The sequence below is a fragment of the Pseudofrankia asymbiotica genome (assembly GCF_001983105.1).
Lineage (GTDB): Bacteria > Actinomycetota > Actinomycetes > Frankiales > Frankiaceae > Pseudofrankia > Pseudofrankia asymbiotica.
Genome location: NZ_MOMC01000032.1, coordinates 104,480 through 123,114 on the forward strand (window position 1 = coordinate 104,480; position 18,635 = coordinate 123,114).

Below are 18,635 nucleotides of genomic sequence, written 5' to 3' on the forward strand. Positions count from 1 at the left end.
GCCGGCTCCGCGGGCGGCCCGGGCCTGGGCCTAGCGGCGAGGGCCGGGCGGGCTGGTGATCTTCAGACGGCTGACTCGGTGACGTGGCCGTCCTCAACGACCAGGCGGCGGGTCACGTGGACGGCGTCGAGCATGCGGCGGTCGTGCGTGACCAGCAGCAGGGTGCCCGGGTAGGTCTCGAGGGCCGACTCGAGCTGTTCGATCGCGGGCAGGTCGAGGTGGTTGGTGGGCTCGTCGAGGACCAGGCAGTTGACGCCGACCGCCTGCAGCAGCGCGAGACCGGCCCGGGTCCGCTCACCCGGTGACAGCGCTCCCGCGGGGCGGGTCATCTGGTCGGCGCCGAGGCCGAACTTGGCGAACAGGGTGCGGACCTCGGCCATCGCCCAGCCGGTGACACGCTCGGCGACCGCGAGCGTGGTCTCCTCGCCGCGGAAACGGTCGCGGGCCTGGTCGACCTCGCCGAGGCGCACCCCGGAGCCGAGCGTCGCCGTCCCGGCCGCGAGTGGCACCCGGCCGAGCAGTGCCGCGAGCAGCGTCGACTTGCCGCCGCCGTTCGGCCCGGTGATCACGATCCGGTCCGCCCAGGAGACGGTGAGGTCGACGGGCCCGAGCCGGAACCCGCCCGCGCCGTCCGCGCCGCCGGCGTCACCGCCCGCCGCCGGTGCCGGCGGGTACTCGACGACGGCGCCGGCGAGCGCCGCGACGACGTCGCCGGAGCGCGGAGCGGCGCCGATCGTCATCCGCAGCTGCCACTCCTTGCGCGGCTCGTCGACCTCCTCCAGCCGGCCCAGCTTGGTCTCCAGGTTGCGCACGCGCGAGGCGCTCTTCGTCGCCGCCTCGATCTTGTAGCTGCGCACCGACCGGTCGTTGTCCGGGACCTTGCGCTTCGCCCGGATCGCGCCGCGCACCGACTGCTCGCGCTGGCGCTGCACCTGGGAGACGAGATCCGCGCGGGTGTCGGCGAACTCGTCGTAGCGCTCGCGGGCATGCCGGCGGTCGAGCTCGCGCGCCTCCAGGTAGGTCGACCAGCCACCCGCGTACTCGGTGACGTCGCGGCTGTGCTGGTCGATCTCGGCGACGCTGGTGATCGTCCGTTCCAGGAAGGCGCGGTCGTGGCTGACCACCACGAGGGCGCCGGAGATCCCGGCGACGAAGCGTTCCAGCCGCGCCAGGCCGTCGAAGTCCAGGTCGTTCGTCGGCTCGTCGAGCAGCGTGATGTCGAAACGGGACAGCAGCACCGCGGCGAGCGAGCCGCGAGCCGCCTGCCCGCCGGACAGGGCCGTGGTCGGCGCGTCCAGCGCGTCCGGCGGGAGGCCGAGCTCGGCGCAGACCTGCTCGGCGCGCACGTCCAGGTCGGCTCCGCCGATCGCGAGCCAGCGCTCCAGCGCCTCCGCGTAGGTGTCGTCCGCCCCGGGACGGCCTGCGGTCAGCGCCTCGGTCGCCGCGTCGAGCGCCGCCTGGGCGGCGGCGACGCCGGTGCGCCGCTCCAGGAACGCGCGCAGCGTCTCGCCGGGGCGGCGGTCGGGCTCCTGCGGCAGCAGGCCGACGTTCGCCGACGGCGGCGAGAGCTCGACCCGGCCGGCGTCGAGCGCGACCTGGCCGGCGAGCGCGCGCAGCAGCGTGGACTTGCCTACGCCGTTGGGCCCGACAACCCCGATCCGGTCGCCCGGCGCGACGGTGAGCGAGACGCCGTCGAGCACGACCTGCCCCCCTCGTACGACGGACAGCTCGGAGGCGACAAGGGTGGCGGACATGGCCCCATTCTGCCCGCCCACGCGCGTCGCCCGGCGACGCTGCCTTCGGCCGGCCGGGAGGCCGGCCTGACCGTCACGGATCGGCGTGGCCCGGCCGCGTCCGTGGCCGGGCGGCCTGACTGCCAGCCACCTATGAGGTGCCGTGCCGATCGGGGCTGTCGCCGTGGAGCTTCGCGCGAATTGACCCAGTCGTCTGACCGAAGCGGGTATGGGCACATACGGCGCACCATGGGGGCACAGCGACGCGTCGACAGGACGACCAGCGCACACGGCACACGGCGACGCCGGGACGGGGCGGCGGGCCGGGCCGCGGTGCCCTGGCGGCTGAGCGTCACACGCCCGGGAGCGCGGCCGTCGGCCGCGCGCCGCGGGGCACTACGGCGGGAGGAGCATCCATGAACGCGGGCAGCGGGACGGGAACGGGCAGCGGGACGGCCGGCCGGCCGGTCCGCGGTGGGCGAGGCCTCGGCGGGCGGGTGGCGCTGCTGTCGCTGGGCGCCGCGCTCGCGGTGACGGTCACAGCCTGCGACGGCGGCGACGGCTCCTCCGTCGAACCGCCAGTGGGCACCTCAACGGCTGGGACGAGCGAGCCGGCGACGCCGGGCACCGGGGGGCCCACCAGTCCGACGGGGTCGGCATCGCAGGGCTCGGGCGTCGGTACGACCAGGCCACCGACCACCGCGCCAGCGGTGCCGACCTGCGCGGCGTCGGTGCTGGCGGCGGCGATCGCCGGCTCCGAGGGCGCGGCGGGCACGGTCTACACCCGGATCACGCTGACGAACAACTCCTCGGCGCGCTGCACGCTGCGCGGCTACCCCGGGGCGTCGTTCGCCGACGCGGCCGGCAACCAGCTCGGCGCCCCGGCCGACCGGACCGGGAACGCGGGCGCCGCGGTGGTCCTCGCGGGCGGAGGCAAGGCCGAGTTCACGGTGCTGATCGCGCAGACCGGTGCGCTGCCCGGCTGTGACACCCCGGCCGGCTCCACGAGCGCCGCGAACCTTCGGGTCTACCCGCCGGACAACACGGTCGCGCTGCTCGTCCCGATGCCCCAGGGCCAGCTGGCCTGCAAGAGCCCGTCCATCCACCAGCTCAGGGTCACCAGCGTCGCCGCCAGCCGCTGATGGGGAGTCAGGGGAGGCGCCGGCGCCAGTCGCCGTCGGGGACGAGCGGGCGGCCCGCGGTGGCGGCGGCCTCGCAGAGGTAGCCGAGGACGCGGCGGCCGTCGGCGAGGTCGACCCAGCCGAACCCGAGCGGGGGCACGGTCTCCAGCAGCAGCTCGGCGATCGCGGGCCGGGGAAGCCGCCACAGCTCGCCGGTCGCGCTGGTGGTGACGGCCGGGTCGCGGACCAGGCCGGGCCGCGCCGGGTCGCCGCCGAGGTCGTGCAGCCGGTAGCCCGGCGCGGTCCGCACGCGGCCGAGCGGGACGGCGCCGTGGCGGCTGATCCGCCCGTGGGCCGGGAACCCCGCCATGTGCGCCCCGACGACGAGCAGCGGGACGGCGGGCTCGGGCGAGGCGGCGGGGCTGGGCCGCGCGGGCCGCGGCGGGTCGGTCATGTCCGGCATCGTCGCGGCCGCCGGGCCGGTTGGCCAGCGAAGGGGAGGCGCGACGCCGAACGGCCCCGCCGCGAGTGACGGGGCCGTTCAGGGAGGGGACGCGCCGGGCGGGTCTCGACGAGACCTGCCCGGCGCGCCGGTGTGGCTGTTGGAGCTGGGCGCTAGTCCGCGATCGGGGTGTTGCCGAGGACCTTGTAGCCGGCGGGCTGGCCCTTGTCGTCCAGGGTGGCGGTCAGGCCGCCGAGGACGCAGACGGCTGGCTGCTTCGCGTCGGCCTTGCTGTTGCAGCGGAACTTCATCCCGCCGCCGCCGGGGATCTCGGTCTCCTTCATGTCCTTGATGGTGGAGGTCACGGTCGCCGGGGTGACGTCGCCGGTGATGCCCTCCGTCGCCGCCTGGAGGCTGCCCAGGAGCGAGAACATGATCATGCCGTCCTGGAAGCTGAGGTCGATGTCCTTGCCGTAGGTCTCGGCGACCTTGGTGTAGAGGTCCATCGRCGGGCTGGACGGGCCGAGGGGCAYGGTGGCGCTGATGACCATGCCCTTGAGGGTGGCCCCTGGGACGGACTTGCGGGTGGAGTCGGTGATGCACTGGGAGATGGCGCTGATGGTGCCGGTGAAGCCGACGGCCTTGAGGCCGTTCATGGCGCTGATGCAGAAGGAGTCGTTGCCGATGATGAAGACCTCGTCATCCTTCTTCGAGATGACCTCCTGCATCTGGGGGGTCATGTCGGCGGTGCCGGGAGCGATCCGGATGAGGTCGTAGCCGAGGCCGGCCTTCTGGAACAGCGGCGGGGCGATCTCCTGCGCCGAGTGYAGCGCGGCCGGGACGTCGATGACGACAGTGGCGACCCTCTTGTTGCCCTCGTCCTGCGCGACCTTGATCGGCAGGTCGATGACCGGGAAGGTCGGGTTGHCCAGGGCGAACGTGGTCTGGCTCAGGAGCAKGTCCGGCGTGCTCGAGCCATAGATGAAGACGGGGATCTTGGCGTCGTTCAGCGGCTTCCAGGCGGAGTCGACGACGCTGGAGGTGCCGATGACGACGGCGGAGACACCGTCCTCGACGAGCTTGTTACCGCAGTCGGTGGCCTTGGACAGGTCGCCGAGGGTCTCGCAGAGGTCGATCGTGATCGGCCGGCCGCCGATCCCACCCTTGTGCTCGTTGAGGTACTTGACGGTGGCGTCGGCGACCTTGTTGTCGTTCGTGTGGTCGGCGGTCGGGCTGGCGCCGTCCGTGACCACACCGATCTTGACCGGCGCGCCGGTCGCCTTGTCGACCGCGCCGAGGGGGTCCGCGGCACCCGCGGAACCGCTCGCCGGGGGGGTGGGGGTGTCCTTGTCGTCTGAACCGCCGCAGGCGGAGACGAAGGCCAGGCTCGCGGCCAGGACGGCGACGCCGGCCACCCGCAGCCGTAAGGCGCCGGCAGGGCCGGTGTGCGATGGCGTGGCCGCGGCGCGCGGATGCGGCCGCTCCGAGGCTGATCGACCGGTCAGTCCACGAATGAGTGGCATGTCCCCTACCTTGTCGTTGGACGTTGCGTGAATACGAGAAGCACGTCGGCCCATGGGGGCGGCGGGCACCGGCCGGGCTGCGCGTCCCGACCTGGCTCTACGTGGTGTGCGTCGTGTGGCATGACGGGCTGTGACGTCCGCCACGATCGTGTGTTCAGTTAGTACTCGATTCCGACGTCGGCGTCAATAGACGGTAAACCGCCGGGCCGCGAGAGGGTCGCCGAGCTGGTGTGCTTCGCGGTGCCACTGTCGGCGACCTGATCCCGCCGCGATCCGGGTCGGATCGTTGCGTCGCGCGACCGTCCGCGCCTCCACGCGTCACCACCTGGAAGCGCCTCCGCGGGGAGCGGCGGGAAGCGGAACGGCCCCGCCGCGAGCGACGGGGCCGTTCTGGGAGGGAGCGCGCCGGGGGGTGTCTCGGTGAGACCGCCTGCCCGGCGAGCTGGGGTGGTTGCTGGATCTGCTGGATTCGGTAGCCGGATGGGGCCCTGTCAGCTGGCGATCGGGGTGTTGCCGAGGACCTTGTACTCGGCGGGCTGGCCCTTGTCGTCGAGGGTGGCGGTCAGACCGCCCAGGACGCAGACGGCCGGCTGGGCCGGGTCGGCCTTGCCGTTGCAGCGGAACTTCATCCCGCCGGCGCCGGGCAGCTCGGTCTCCTTCATGGCCTTGATGGTCGACGTCATGGTCGCGGGCGTGATATCACCCGTGACGCCGTCCGAGGCTGCCTGGAGGCCGGAGAGCAACGTGAACATGATCATGCCGTCCTGGAAGCTGAGGTCGATGTCCTTGCCGTAGGTCTCGGCGACCTTGGTGTAGAGGCGCATCGACGGGCTGTCCGGGCCGAGCGGCGCCGTGGCGCTGACGACCATGTCCTTGAGCGTGGCTCCCGGGACCGACTTGCGGGTGGAGTCGGTGATGCACTGGGCGATGGCGCTGATGGTGCCGGTGAAGCCGACGGCCTTGAGGCCGTTCATGGCGCTGATGCAGAACGAGTCGTTGCCGATGATGAATGCCTCGTCGGACTTGTTCGAGACAAGCTGCTGCATCTGCGGGGTCATGTCGGCGGTACCGGGCGCGACGCGGACAAGCTCGTAGCCGATGCCCGCCTTCGCGAACAGCGGCGGGGCGACCTCCTGTGCCGAATGCAGCGCGGCCGGGACGTCGATGACGATCGCGGTGACCTTCTTGTTGCCCTCGTCCTTCGCGATCTGAATCGGCAGGTCGATGATGCCGAAGGTCGGGTTGCCCAGCRTGAACGTCGTCTGGCTGGTCAGCAGGTCTGGCTCACCCGAGCCGTAGACCATGACAGGGATCTTGGCGTCGTTCAGCGGCTTCCAGGCGCTCTCGACGACGCTGGAGGTGCCGATGACGACGGCGGAGACGCCATCCTCGACCAGCTGGTTCCCACAGTCGGTGGCCTTGGAGGGGTCGCCGAGGGTCTCGCAGATGGTGACCGTGATCGGCCGGCCGCCGATCCCGCCCTTGTGCTCGTTGAGGTACTTGGCGGTGGCCTCGGCGACCTTGTTGTCGTTCGTGTGATCGGCGACCGGGCTGGCCCCGTCCGTGATCACACCGATCTTGACGGGCGCGCCGGCCGCCTTGTCGACCGGGCCGAGAACGTCCCCGGTGGCCGCGGAGCCGCTGGCTGTAGGGGCGGGAGTGTCGTCGCCCTTGTCGTCAGAGCCGCCGCAGGCCGAGACGAAGGCCAGGCTCGCGGCAAGGACGGCGACGCCAGCCACTCGTAATGGTAAGGCGCCGGCAGGGCGTGTATGGGATGGCGTGGCCGCGGCGCGCGGACGCGGCCGCTCCGAGGCTGGTCGACCGGTCAGTCCACGAATGAGTTGCATATCCATACCTTGTCTTCGGGTGTTGCGCGAATACGAGGAACACATCGGTCCCTGGGGCGGGTGGGTACCGGCCGGGCGACACATCCCGGCCTATCTGCGCGTGATGTGCGTTGCGTAGTACGACGGCCTTCGGGCGGTTCGTCACTTTCGCGTAGTCGAGATGCGATGGTGTCTGTGCCTACGCGATTCCGATGTCGGCGTCAACAGATGGTGACGCCCCGAGTCGCGGGAGGACCGCTGAGCTGGCGGGCCTCGTGATGAGAGTCTCGGCGGCTCAACCCCACCGTGGTCGGGCCGCCGAGACGTGGCGCGACCACGGTGGCCTCCGTGCGTCACGACCTGGAAGAGCCTTCGTCTGGAAGCGTTTCCCGAAAAGCACCGGGACGCCGAACGGCCCCGCCGCGAGCGACGGGGCCGTTCTGGGAGCGGACGTGCCGGGCGGGACGCTGACGAGGTCCCACCCGGCACGCTGGTGCGGTCGCTGGATCTGCTGGATCCGGTTGCCGGAGGCGCGTGTCAGCCGGCGATCGGGGTGTTGCCGAGGACCTTGTACGCGGCGGGCTGGCCCTTGCTGTCGAGGGTGGTGGTCAGGCCGCCCAGGACGCAGACGGCCGGCTGGTCCGCGATGGCCTTGCCGTTGCAGCGGAACTTCAGTCCGKCCGAGCCGGGCAGCTCCGTCTCCTTCATCGCCTTGATGGTGGAGGAGATCGTCGCCGGGGTGATGTCCCCGGTGATGCCCTGGGTCGCGGCCTGGAAGCCGGACATGATCGTGAACATGATCATGCCGTCCTGGAAGCTGAGGTCGATGTCCTTGCCGTAGGTCTCGGCGACCTGCGTGTAGAGGTCCATCGACGGGCTGTCCGGACCGAGCGGCACGGTGGCGCTGACGACCATGCCCTTGAGGGTGGCGCCGGGCACCGCCTTGCGGGTGGCGTCGGTGACGCACTGGGAGATGGCGCTGATCGTGCCGGTGAAGCCGACGGCCTTGAGGCCCTGCATGGCGCTGATGCAGAAGGAGTCGTTGCCGATGATGAAGACCTCGTCGGACTTGTTCGAGACGACCTGCTGCATCTGGGGCGTCATGTCGGCGGTGCCGGGCGCGACGCGGACGAGCTCGTAACCGATGCCGGCCTTCTGGAACAGCGGCGGGGCGATGTCCTGTGCCGAGTGGAGGGCGGCGGGGACGTCGATGACGATCGCGGTGACCTTCTTGTTGCCCTCGTCCTTGGCGACCTGGATCGGCAGGTCGATGACGGGGAAGGTCGGGTTGCCCAGCGAGAAGGTCGTCTGGCTCGCCAGCAGGTCGGGCTCGCTCGAGCCGTAGAGCATGACGGGGAGCTTGGCGTCGTTCAGGGGCTTCCAGGCGCTGTCGACGACGCCCGACGTGCCGATGAGGACGGCGGAGACGCCCTTCTCGACCATCTGGTTGCCGCAGTCGGCGGCCTTGGACGGGTCGCCGAGGGTCTCGCAGATGGTGATCTCGATCGGCCGGCCGCCGATCCCGTTCTTGTGCTCGTTGAGGTACTTGGCGGTGGCCTCGGCGACCTTGTTGTCGTTCGTGTGGTCGGCGGTCGGGCTGGCGCCGTCCGTGATCACACCGATCTTGACGGGAGCGCCGGTGGCCTTGGCGACGGGGCCGAGAATGTCCTCGGATCCCGCGGAGGCGTTCGTGGTCGTGGGGGAGCCGTTGTCGTCAGAGCCGCCGCCGCAGGCCGAGACGAAGGCCAGGCTCGCGGCCAGGACGCCGACGCCAGCCAGCCTTAACGCGGTCGGGCGGGCCGACGGCCGCGTGGACGCGACGGACCGGACTGGCTGCTGGGACGTTCGCCGGCTGGCGAGCCTCCACGGATGCGGCATGTTTCCCACCTTGTCTCCGGACGTTGTCATCGCGAAGATCGCCGAACTCGCTCGCGAGGCGTAACTGGCTGGGGCAGGGCCTCCCGGACACCTGTTCGTTCGGGTGCGACTCGCTTCGGGTTCGTCGATGGTTCGCCGATGGAACTGGGTTGTTTCGACCAAGTGGCCCAAACATGGTGCTGCCTGTGAATACTTGAATCTGACATCGGCGTCAACAGTTGCCGCTCGGCGGGCGCGGGTGGTGGCGGGTGCGCGCGCTCGGGCGGCGTCTGAGACGCTTGATCCACCAGAACTGGTCCAGGTGACGGGCCAGGCGTGGGGACGGTGGCCATCGTCCGGGCCACGCCGAGGCGGTGGAGGGCGGCGAGTGCGGCACGAGGGCAAGACCGAGGCCCGGCTGGAGCGCATCCGCGGGTCCGAGCCGCCGCGGCGGCACAACGCGCGGACGATCGCGGCGCTGACCAACAACCCGGGGTGYGCGCGACGGGCGGTGCTGGACGCGGCCGGGGTGGACAAGGAACGGCTCGCGGAGCGCGTCGGCTTCCCGGCGGCGTTCGGGCAGTCGCGGTTCGCGATCGTGCGAGGCAACGCGTTCGAGCGTCAGGTCAAGGCGGACGGCTGCGCCGAGCTGCTGCGGCTGCTTCGGGACCTGCTCGGCCTGGACCTGCGCGACGCGGCGTACACCGATCTCGGCGGGGCCGACTCCGGCGCGAGCCTGGCCGCGCGGCACGTCGCCGCGACGGAGCGGCTGACCGACGCTCCGGGCGACGAGGACGGCGTGGACGGGGCGTTGTTCGACCATCCGCTGCTGCGGCTGGAGGTGGCCGGGCAGGACGTCTACCTGGAACCGGACCTGGTGGCGTTCCAGCGCGGCGGGGCGTTCCACGTTGTCGAGATCAAGTCGTTCCCGGTGATCGACGGGCAGGCTGACGGGGAGAAGGTCGCGGCGGCCGCCGTCCAGTCGGCCGTCTATGTGCTGGCGCTGCGCCGGCTGCTCGGCCGCGACGCGGTCTCGCACGAGGTGGTGCTCGTCTGCCCGAAGGACTTCTCCAACGTGCCGGTGGCGGTGCGCCTCGACGTGCGTCGCCAGTTGATCGTGCTGGAGCATCAGCTCGCGAGGCTGACGCGGATCGACACGCTGCTCGACGCCCTGCCGGACGACCTGACGCTCGATCTTGGGCAGGACGGTGCCAGGGCGTCGGTGATGACGGCGGAGGCGCTGACAGCGGCGCTCGGCCGGGTGACGGCGCGCTACGCGCCCGGCTGCCTCTCGACCTGCGAGCTGGCCTTCTTCTGCCGGGGCGAGGCCACCGGGCGCACCGCCGCGCTCGGGGTCGGCGTCCGGGAGGAGCTGGGCGGGGTGGAGACCGTCGCCGAGGCGCTCGGGCTCGYGCACGGCACGGCGGCGCCCGACGACGACCAGGCCGAGTCGGCGGCGATGCTGCGGACCGTCGCCCGGGTCTACGCCGAGGCGCTGGGAGCCGCGCCGGGCGTGACCGCCCAGGGACGGCCGGCTCTGGGCCTGCTCCCACCGGTCACGACGCCCCAGGCGAGCGGGTCCGTCGGCTCGGCTGAGGCTGTCAGAGCGTCCGAGGCGTCCGAGGGGTCGGAAGCGCCCGGGGCGCCCGGGGCTGTGGGGAGTACCGGGGCCGCTGGGAGCGTGGGGTCCGCCGGGGTGACCGGATGAGCGTGATCGGCGCGTATGCGCGGGCGCTGGCGGTCCAGACGGGGTTCGCCCAGCCGGTCGCGTCGGTGCGGCACGTCCATCTCGCCCGGGCGCCGATGGTGCTGGTGCCGCTGACGATGGCCGGCGAGGCGAACGCGCCGCTCGCGGCCATGGTCGGCACCGACGAGTCCGACGCGACGCTGCTCGTCGTTCCTCAGCCGCGCGACCGCGACCTGCGGTTCGCCTTCGCCGGCCTGCTGGGGGATCTCCTCCTCGGCCACGTCGAGCGGTGCGCGGCCGCCGGCAGCGAGCCGGTGAAGCCGCCGAGGACACCGAAGCCGCCCGCCGACGGGCCCGCGCCGAGCGGCAGCGGCGGCGCGGCCGTTCCGGCCGTCGGGGCCGTTCTGGCTGGTCCCGCTGGCGTGGCCAGCGCGGTCCGCGCCAGCGACGGGGACCTGCGGGCCGACGAGGACGCGCTGGCGGCGGCGGAGGCCGCCCGGCCGGAGCGGTTCCTCGTCGCGCCGCAGGTGCTGGTGCCCAACCGGGCCGGGGTCGAGTTCGCGCGGCTGTTCGGCCGGTCGACACGGTTTCGCTCGACGGTGGGGGAGTACGCCGTTCCGGCCGGGGTGCCGCTGCTGGGCCGGTGGCTCACCTTTCTCGCCCAGCGCGCCGAGCATCCTGGCTCGTCGGCCCTGGTGGCGATGACGGAGGCGCTCACGTTGCACTGGGCGACCGGGCAGAGCGCGCTGGAGGACGCGAACCTGGCCGCGCTGATGGCCTGGATCGAGCCGCCGGCCGACCTGTCCGGCCCCGAGGCCGCCCGGCTGGCCGAGGACCCGCTGGCCTGGCCACCGGCCGGCCCGACGACCGACCCCCAGTTCGACAACCGGGTGCTCGCCCCTGCCATCGCGGCGTACGGCGAGGCGGTCGCGCAGCTGCGCGCGCTCGCGGAGGCGGCCGGAGCCCCCGACCCGTTCGCCGCGGGTCCCGACGTCATCGACAGCCGCGGCCGTAGCCGCCTCGAGACCGCGCCGGCGTGGCCGTGGGCGCCCGGCGCGGCCGTGGAGCCGTGGCTGCGCGCCCGGGACGAGATCGCGCGAGTGGTGCGCGGGCAGGTCGAGCCGACGTGGCGGCTCATGTGGCGGGCCGTCCGGCGGCTGCGCGAGCTGCCGGAGGCGGCCTCCGTGCCGCGGCGCTGGGAACGGGACCGGGCACGGTTCAGCTCGTACTACGCCTACCTGCGGGACGAGGACGGCGGACTGCCGCAGGCGCGCCGCGACGGCGCGGTGGCCGCGGCCCGCCGGCTCGCCGTCCTGGAGCGCGAGCTCGCCACCTACGAGGCTGACCGGGCCTTCGACGACCCGCTGGTGTTCGCGAACCACCGGGTGACCGGCGAGGCGTTCGTGGGCACCGTGATCGCGGCCGAACGGGACCGCCGGATCGCGAACGAGCGCGGAACGCTCGTCACCAGGCCCGTCGTCGAGGTCCTCACGGGGGACCCGGTCCGGCTCGCGATCGGCACGAAGGTCTGCTCACCCGCGCGGGCCAGCCAGGTCGGGGTGGTCACGTCGCTGGAGCCGGTGGCGGGCGGGCTGTCGGTGTCGCTGGAGCTCAGCGGCGGGATGGGCCGCGCCAAGGTGCCGCCGCCGGGCAGCGTCCCCGAGGTGGGCGAGGCGATCAGTTACACCAGTGTGCTGCCGGACGGCGCGTTCTCCGCCGCGCTGCCCGCTCCCGAGGACACTCCGTGGACCCACGGCGGCCCGCCGGCCTCCTACGAGCCCACCGACGACGACGTCAGGGAGGCCTGGACATGAGCCGGGCTCCCCACGACTCGTCAGGGATCCCTGGGCTGGAGGCCACCGAGGCACCCGGGGTCCTTGCCGCGCGGGTCACCGACGCGATCCTGGCGGATCTGCGGTCGGAGCGGCACCGGGGAGTCGTCGTCGACTCGCCACCGGGCGCGGGCAAGTCGACGCTGGTGGTGCGGGCGGCGGTCGAGTTCGCACTCGCCGACGAGTCGCTGATGATCGTCGCGCAGACGAACGAGCAGGTCGACGACCTGGTCGAGCGGCTCGCCGCCGAGCTCGCCGACAGGGCGCCCGACGCACGGGTCGGCCGGCTCGGCCGCGCCGGCTACATCCCGCCGCCGCGGATCGACGGACGGCCGAACGTCACCGTCGGCAGTGATCTGCGGACGATGGGGGATCCGCACGTCGTCGTCGCGACCGCGGCCAAGTGGGCCTATGTGAAGGACCGGGCCTGGCGGTGGGCGATCGTCGACGAGGCCTACCAGATGCGCTCGGACGCGCTGCTGGCGATCGCGAGGCTGTTCGAACAGGCGCTGTTCGTCGGCGACCCCGGCCAGCTCGACCCGTTCTCGACTGTCGACAACGACCGCTGGCGCGGCCTGACCTGGGACCCGATGCGCAGCGCCGTCGCCGTCCTGCTGCGCAGCAACCCTGAGCTGCCGGTGCACCGGCTGCCGGTGTCGTGGCGGCTGCCGCGCAGCGCCGAAAGGGTCGTCGCCGACGCGTTCTACCCGTTCACCGGCTTCCGGACCGGCAACGGCCCCGGCGACCGTCTCCTCACCTTCACCGGCGCGTCCGATCCGAGCATCGCGGCTGGTGCGGGCCCTGCCCGCCTTGTCGGCTCGAACGTGGCGCGGGGCGGCACCCCGGCCGGAGCCGTCGACGACGTGCTGGACGTGGCGGCGGCGACCGGATGGGGGCTGCTGGAACTGCCCGCCCGGCACACCCCACGGACCGACGCCGAAGCGGTGCGCGCCGTCGCCGACGTCGCCCGCCGGCTGGTCGCCCGCGGCGCCGTGGCCCGCTCGCTCGACCGGGGCGGCGAGGAGCACCCGGTGACGGCCGGTCGGATCGCGATCGGCACGGCCCACCGTGACCAGGCGATGGCGGTCCGTGGCGCGCTCGGCGACGACCTCCCGGGCGTCGTCGTCGACACCGCCAACCGGCTGCAGGGCCGGGAGTACGACGTGACGATCGTGCTGCACCCCCTGTCGGGCCGCCGGGACGCGACGGCGTTCCATCTGGAGGCCGGCAGGCTGTGTGTGCTGGCGTCGCGGCATCGGCAGGCGTGCGTCGTCGTCGCCCGCGCCGGCATCCGGGACCTGCTCGACACCCACCCGTCCGGCGGGCCCGTGCACCTGCACGAGCCGGTCCGCTTCCCCGACGGCTGGGCCGCCAACCAGACCGTGCTGGCCCAGCTGGAGCGCCACGCGGTCCGGCTGTGACCGTGGCGGGTGTGGCCGGCGGCGTCGATCACCGACGTGCCGGACATCGCACGACGAACACCTCCGCGCGGCGTGGCGCTGGGTAGGGTCGGCGGTCGGGGAGGCGGCGAGGCGGAGGGCGGCGGCGATGCTGGCCGAGACGGGCGCGGCGCCGGTGGAGGTGCTGCGGGCCGAGAGCGTCGACCTGGTGCGGGGCGGGCGGTACCTGCTGCGCGAGGTCGACCTGACCGTACGGGCCGGGGAGCACTGGACGCTGCTCGGGCCGAACGGAGCGGGCAAGAGCACCCTGCTCGGCCTGCTCGGCGCCGTGACCCACCCGACGCGGGGCACCGTGCGGGTGCTGGGTCGCCAGCTCGGCAAGGTCGACGTCCGGACGCTGCGTGCCGACATCGGGCATGTCAATCCGCGCCACCCCCTGCTGTCGCCGCTGACCGTGCGCCAGGTCGTCCTCACCGGCGCGACCAGCACGATCGACCTCGTTCCCCGCTGGACGCCGTCCGCCGAGCAGGAGCGCGACGCGGACGAGCTGATCGACCTGCTCGGCATCGACGGCATCCGCGCGGCGCGCTGGCCGGAGCTCTCCCAGGGCGAACGCGGCCGGGCGCTGATCGCCCGCGCGCTGATGCCCCGGCCCCGGCTGCTGCTTCTCGACGAGCCGACGACCGGCCTGGACGTGGCCGCCCGTGAGCAGCTGCTCACGGGGCTCGACGAGCTGCGCGCCGAGCATCCCGACCTCGCGAGCGTTCTCGTCACCCACCACCTCGAGGAGATCCCGGCGAGCTCCACGCACGCCCTGCTGCTGCGGGAAGGGGAGGTGGTCGCCGCCGGTGACATCGAGGAGGTGCTGACCACCGACCGGGTGAGCGCCTGCTTCGACCACCCGATCCGGGTCGCGCGCCTCGACGGCCGCTTCGTCGCCCGTGCCCAGCCCGGCCGCTCTCTCACGGACCGCCGCTCCCGCCCCGCGGACCTCTGAGGGACCTCCCCGCAGGAGCCCCGCGGGCGTCCGTGCCAGGGGCGGGCATGTGCCAGGGGCAGAGACGGCGCCAACTGGGTCAACTGGTGGGACCGCACGCGCGTGCGGGGACTTCCGCGGCCGGCCCGGGCGCCACCGCCCGCGCGGCCGCCGGCTGGGCAGCGGGGGCCGCGGGAACCGGCGCGGCACAGGTGCGGTAGGACGGAGCGCCGACGCCGGCGCAGGCCGCCCAGGTCAGGAGACAGCCGGCGGCGACGGCGACCAGCCAGAGCAGCTGCGTGCCGCCTGGCTCACGGGCACGGTCACTGGTCATCGCGGCTCCTCGGAGACTGGTTGGGACGTGGCGGGTGGGGGCCGCCGAGCGGGCCGTGGGCGGCCCCCTCGACGCTGGGTGGGTACGGGTGCGGACGCCGGGTGTGTCAGGTGGCGACGGAGACACGGATCGCCGTCAGCGCGATGACGGGTCGGAGCGGGCAGGGAAAGCCGTTGAATGAAGCCGGAATCGGGCCGTGACGCGGTATCTGGGCGATGGGAACGGCCTCGGCGGTGCGGGGCCACGGTGCGCCGTGTGAACGGCGGAACGCCAGGTACTGGGAATGGTGCGCCTGACAGCCGTCGCGTCCGACGGCCGTCGCGCTGGACGAATATCTCGCTGGACAAACATCGCGCCCCACCAGGCCGCCGGTCGTCACGTGCCCGCCCTGAGCGCGGTGTGGAGGCGACGATAGCCGGGGCCGGGGAAACCGGCAAATGGCCGCGCGAAGGCGGTGTTTGCCCGTGGGAAACCGCGCTGACCACGCCGGATGGATGGGTAGAGCCACCGGATCGAGGGTTCGGTGACGGTACGTCGTGCCGCGACGCGGTCGGCGTCGGGCGGCAGGCCGCGCGACCCGCCGGGTGCCCGATCGGGTAGGTGTCCACTCTGCGGGGCCCGGCCATGGCGGCGCCCGCGTCCGTCGGCGGGGACGGTGAGTCGGGGAGGACACCGCTGGTCGGTCGTGCCACGGCGGGGCTGGTCAGGTGTGTTGTCTTCGTCACCGTCGGCAGGACCAAGGGCATGAGCGGACGGTCGATACGTTTGAATGAAACGCAGAGTTATTGATCTATGACCTTGTGTAATCGTCGTACGGGTGGTTCCCTCGATCGGCGCGCGATACTTGGTTGGCGCGCTCCGATCCGGCACGATGGCCGACATGAACGCGGTGGGTGAGGGTCAGCAGGGYCCGTTACGGGTCCGCAGCGCCCTGTTCGTCGACTTCGAGAACATCCACATGGGGCTTCAGCGGCTGGATCCCGCCGCCGCCAACYGGTTCGCGGTCAATCCGCAGGGGTGGCTCGGCTGGCTGGAGAGGCTCGGCTATCCCGCCCTGGCGACGGACGACTTCCGCCGCGATCTCCTTATTCGGTATTGTTATCTAAACCCCGTGAGCTCGGCCCGTTACCGGGCCTATTTCACACGGGCGGGCTTCCATGTCGTCGACTGCCCGCCGCTCACCGCAGCGGGGAAGAACTCGGCCGATATTCACATCGTCATCGACGTTCTGGACATCCTCGTTCATCCGACCCGGTTCGACGAAGTAATCCTGCTGTCGGCCGACGCGGACTACACCCCGGTCATGCTTCGGCTGCGCGCCCACGACCGTCGAACGGTGATCATCACAAGCGGGCCGTCGGCCAGAGCGTTCCGCGCGGCCTGCGACCACGTGGTCGGCGAGGACGCGTTTATCGACGAGGCGCTGTCGGCCGACTCCCGGCCGCTCAACAGCAACGGCGGCACGCATGGCTACAGCGGTACGCCGAGCTACAGCGGTACGCACGGCTACGGCCATGACGCCACTCCCGCGCTGAACGGCGTCGGCCACGCGGCCGGCCAGGTCGCCGGTCCGCCGGTCACGGCGGCGCATCCGGGCGAGGCGGGCGCTCTCGTCCACGCCGGCCAGGTGACGACCGGGGTCGCGGACCGCGCCCCATCCGCCGCGGACCGGCTGGCGGGCGATTCCGCGGCCAGGACCCCGGCCGGCGCCGGCGCCGGCACCGGCGCGGCGCCCGACGGACGGTGGGGAACCCACGCTGACGGCCCCGCGCGGTCGTTATCCGCCTCCACCGCCATCACCCCGGGGCACTTATCGGTGCCCCCGCGCTACCTCGCATCCCCGCGGCCGTCGGCCGCCTCGCCCCCGCACTCCCCGGCGTCGCCGCCGGCGCTGACGCACTCGCCGGTGCCGACGCATCCGGCACTCCCCGGGTTCGTACCGATTCCGGCACCGCCGAACGGCCAGTACGACGGGCAGCTGCGCCGCGTCATCGCCGCGAAGGTGGGCGAACTCGTCGCCGCGTCCGACCGGCCGATCACGCTGGCGTCGGCCGCCCAGCTGGTGCGCGCCGACCTCGGCCAGGACGTCACCGACGGCTGGGCGGGCACCGGCTCGTTCAAGAAGCTGCTCGCCCAGGCCGACCTGCCGGGGCTCGCGATCTCCGCCGCGCCGGAGTACATCTACGACCCGCGCAGGCACAGCCCCCCGCCCAGCGGCCAGACCCCCGGCGCCGGCCAGCCCGACCAGGACGGCCCGCGCTCGGACCTCGCCAACCGGATCTCCCAGGTCACCGACATTCCTCGGCTGTCCGCGCGCGAGTTCCGCACGCTGTTCGAGGAGCTCGCCGCCGAGGTCGCCGAGCACGGCTTCAGCCGCACAGGCACCTCGCGCGCCGTCCGCGACCGCTGCGCCGAGCGTGGTGAGCACGTCGGCCGCGGCGCGGTGAACTTCGTGCTCAACGGTCTGCTCTACGCCGGCCGCCCGCCGCGCCCCGGCGACGACGCGGGCACGCTGGCCTGCGCGTTCGCCGACAACGCCATCGTCCTGTGCCAGAACGCGCGGATGGAGCTGTCCGCCGACGAGGTCGCCCACCTGCGCGCCTGGATCGTCGACGCGCCCGTCCTCATCGCGGACGTCGCGGACGTCGCGGACGTCGCGGACGTCGCGGACGTCGCGGACGTCGCGGACGTCGCGGACAGGCCGGGCGGGCCGGGCGAGTCGGCTGAGCCGGCCGCCCCCGCCGAGCCGATGGCCGCCGAGCCGTCGGCTTCTGCCGAGCCGTCGGCTTCTGCCGAGCCGTCGGCTTCCGCCGAACGGCCGGATTCCTCCGAGCCGTCGGACCCTGCTGAAACGGCCGCCGCCGCTGAGCCGGTCGCCCTCGCCGAGCCGGCCGTCCCCGCTGATACCCGCGTCGATCTGGTCGGCCGGGCCGGCGCGTGACGCCCGGGCGCGGTCCCGGGAGGGGCATGGCCGGACAGCCCTCGGCGCCCGCCCGGTGACCGGGCAGGCGCCGAGGGACCAGGGCGTCAGGGGGATGGCTGTGTGGGGGCGCCGAACCGCGCCAGCAGGCCGGCGTAGGGCTTGGGCGGTGGCGGGGCGTACTCGCCGCGCGGGCTGGTGATCAGGCCGAGCCGGATCAGGCCCTCGACCAGGACGGTCGCGGCGGCGACGCCGTCGATGACCGGGACACCGAGCTCGGCCGTGAGCGCCTGGCACAGGTCGGCCATGCCGGCGCAGCCGAGGAGGACGACCTCCGCCTCGTCGTCGGCCACGGCGGCGCGGCACTCCGTGAGGATCTTCGCGTTCGCGAGTGGGTCGGTCTCCAGCTCCAGCACGGGCACCTCGCAGGCCCGGACACCGCGGCACAGGGCTCGCAGGCCATAACGGTCGGCCAGGTCCCACGTCCGGCCGCGGGACCGGGCAAGTGTGGTCACCACGCTGAACGACCGGCCGAGGAGGCTCGCCGCGTGCATCGCGGCCTCGGCGATCCCGACCACCGGGCCGCGGGCCAGCTCCCGGGCCGCGTCGAGGCCCGGGTCGCCGAAACAGGCGATGACATAGCCGGCCGCCCCCGCCGCCTCGCCACGCGCGACCTCGGCCAGCACGCCGGGCACCGCGAGCGCCTCGTCGTAGTGGCTCTCGATCGACGCGGGCCCCATCGAGGGGCTGACCGCCTCGACCCGGGTGCCTGGGCCGGCCACCTGCCGGGCGCAGGCGCCGATCAGCTCGGTCATCGCCCGTGAGGTGTTCGGGTTGATGACCCGGATGAGCGGCCCGGTCGGCGTGGCCGAGGGGGCCGCCGGGTCGGTCGTGGCCGCGGAGCGCGCCCCGGCCTCGGGAGCGGGAGCGGCCCCCGGGGTCAGGGCGGGCCGCCGTACCTGCGTCGTGGGCATGGAAGGGCGG

At 73.3% G+C, this 18,635-nt stretch carries 13 protein-coding genes; 6 read left to right on the forward strand and 7 right to left on the reverse strand.

Translation table 11 applies throughout. The features are described 5' to 3' along the window. Positions 1–62: 62 nt before the first annotated feature. On the reverse strand, positions 63–1,754 hold the full coding sequence (locus BL253_RS17040; protein WP_076818049.1) for an ABC-F family ATP-binding cassette domain-containing protein: 1,692 nt from the start codon (positions 1,752–1,754) through the stop codon (positions 63–65). A 395-nt stretch (positions 1,755–2,149) separates the two neighbouring features. Between BL253_RS17040 and BL253_RS17045 the strand changes: the two genes are divergently transcribed. Further along, positions 2,150–2,875, forward strand: coding sequence for a DUF4232 domain-containing protein (locus BL253_RS17045; RefSeq protein ID WP_241834871.1), 726 nt, complete (start codon positions 2,150–2,152; stop codon positions 2,873–2,875). 7 nt (positions 2,876–2,882) lie between these two features. Here the strand turns inward: BL253_RS17045 and BL253_RS17050 are convergent, their stop codons facing one another. The 4 genes from BL253_RS17050 to BL253_RS17065 form a co-directional block, all read right to left on the reverse strand. Continuing rightward, a complete protein-coding gene (locus BL253_RS17050) occupies positions 2,883–3,308 on the reverse strand; it encodes an allophanate hydrolase-related protein (protein WP_076818051.1) in 426 nt (141 codons plus the stop codon). A gap of 161 nt (positions 3,309–3,469) precedes the next feature. After that, positions 3,470–4,819, reverse strand: a complete 1,350-nt coding sequence (locus BL253_RS17055) for an ABC transporter substrate-binding protein (RefSeq protein WP_076818053.1) — start codon at positions 4,817–4,819, stop codon at positions 3,470–3,472. A gap of 491 nt (positions 4,820–5,310) precedes the next feature. Next, positions 5,311–6,666 (reverse strand): ABC transporter substrate-binding protein, encoded by a 1,356-nt coding sequence (locus BL253_RS17060; RefSeq protein ID WP_076818055.1) that lies wholly within the window; start codon positions 6,664–6,666, stop codon positions 5,311–5,313. A 516-nt stretch (positions 6,667–7,182) separates the two neighbouring features. After that, the gene (locus BL253_RS17065; RefSeq protein WP_076818057.1) at positions 7,183–8,523 is read right to left on the reverse strand and encodes an ABC transporter substrate-binding protein; all 1,341 of its coding nucleotides are present in this window, start codon (positions 8,521–8,523) and stop codon (positions 7,183–7,185) included. Positions 8,524–8,890: 367 nt separating this feature from the next. Here BL253_RS17065 and BL253_RS17070 point away from each other — a divergent pair, with 367 nt between their 5' ends. From BL253_RS17070 to BL253_RS17085, 4 genes are all read left to right on the forward strand, one after another. Next, on the forward strand, positions 8,891–10,210 hold the full coding sequence (locus tag BL253_RS17070; protein WP_241834872.1) for a hypothetical protein: 1,320 nt from the start codon (positions 8,891–8,893) through the stop codon (positions 10,208–10,210). Then, a complete protein-coding gene (locus BL253_RS17075; protein ID WP_076818059.1) occupies positions 10,207–12,003 on the forward strand; it encodes a hypothetical protein in 1,797 nt (598 codons plus the stop codon). Before BL253_RS17070 ends, BL253_RS17075 begins: the two co-directional genes overlap by 4 nt. Beyond that, positions 12,000–13,442 (forward strand): DEAD/DEAH box helicase family protein, encoded by a 1,443-nt coding sequence (locus tag BL253_RS17080; protein ID WP_096336023.1) that lies wholly within the window; start codon positions 12,000–12,002, stop codon positions 13,440–13,442. The genes BL253_RS17075 and BL253_RS17080 overlap by 4 nt, the downstream gene beginning before the upstream one ends. Positions 13,443–13,569: 127 nt before the next feature. Beyond that, positions 13,570–14,418 carry an ABC transporter ATP-binding protein gene (locus BL253_RS17085; RefSeq protein WP_076818061.1) on the forward strand — a complete coding sequence of 283 codons (849 nt, stop codon included), beginning with the start codon at positions 13,570–13,572 and terminating at the stop codon, positions 14,416–14,418. A 79-nt stretch (positions 14,419–14,497) separates the two neighbouring features. Here the strand turns inward: BL253_RS17085 and BL253_RS17090 are convergent, their stop codons facing one another. Next, on the reverse strand, positions 14,498–14,731 hold the full coding sequence (locus tag BL253_RS17090) for a hypothetical protein (RefSeq protein ID WP_076818062.1): 234 nt from the start codon (positions 14,729–14,731) through the stop codon (positions 14,498–14,500). Between the two features lie 880 nt (positions 14,732–15,611). Here BL253_RS17090 and BL253_RS17095 point away from each other — a divergent pair. Beyond that, positions 15,612–17,672 (forward strand): NYN domain-containing protein, encoded by a 2,061-nt coding sequence (locus BL253_RS17095; RefSeq protein ID WP_241834873.1) that lies wholly within the window; start codon positions 15,612–15,614, stop codon positions 17,670–17,672. An 86-nt stretch (positions 17,673–17,758) separates the two neighbouring features. Here BL253_RS17095 and BL253_RS17100 read toward each other — a convergent pair whose 3' ends face one another. Beyond that, on the reverse strand, positions 17,759–18,625 hold the full coding sequence (locus BL253_RS17100) for an aspartate/glutamate racemase family protein (RefSeq protein ID WP_076818066.1): 867 nt from the start codon (positions 18,623–18,625) through the stop codon (positions 17,759–17,761). Positions 18,626–18,635 lie beyond the last annotated feature (10 nt).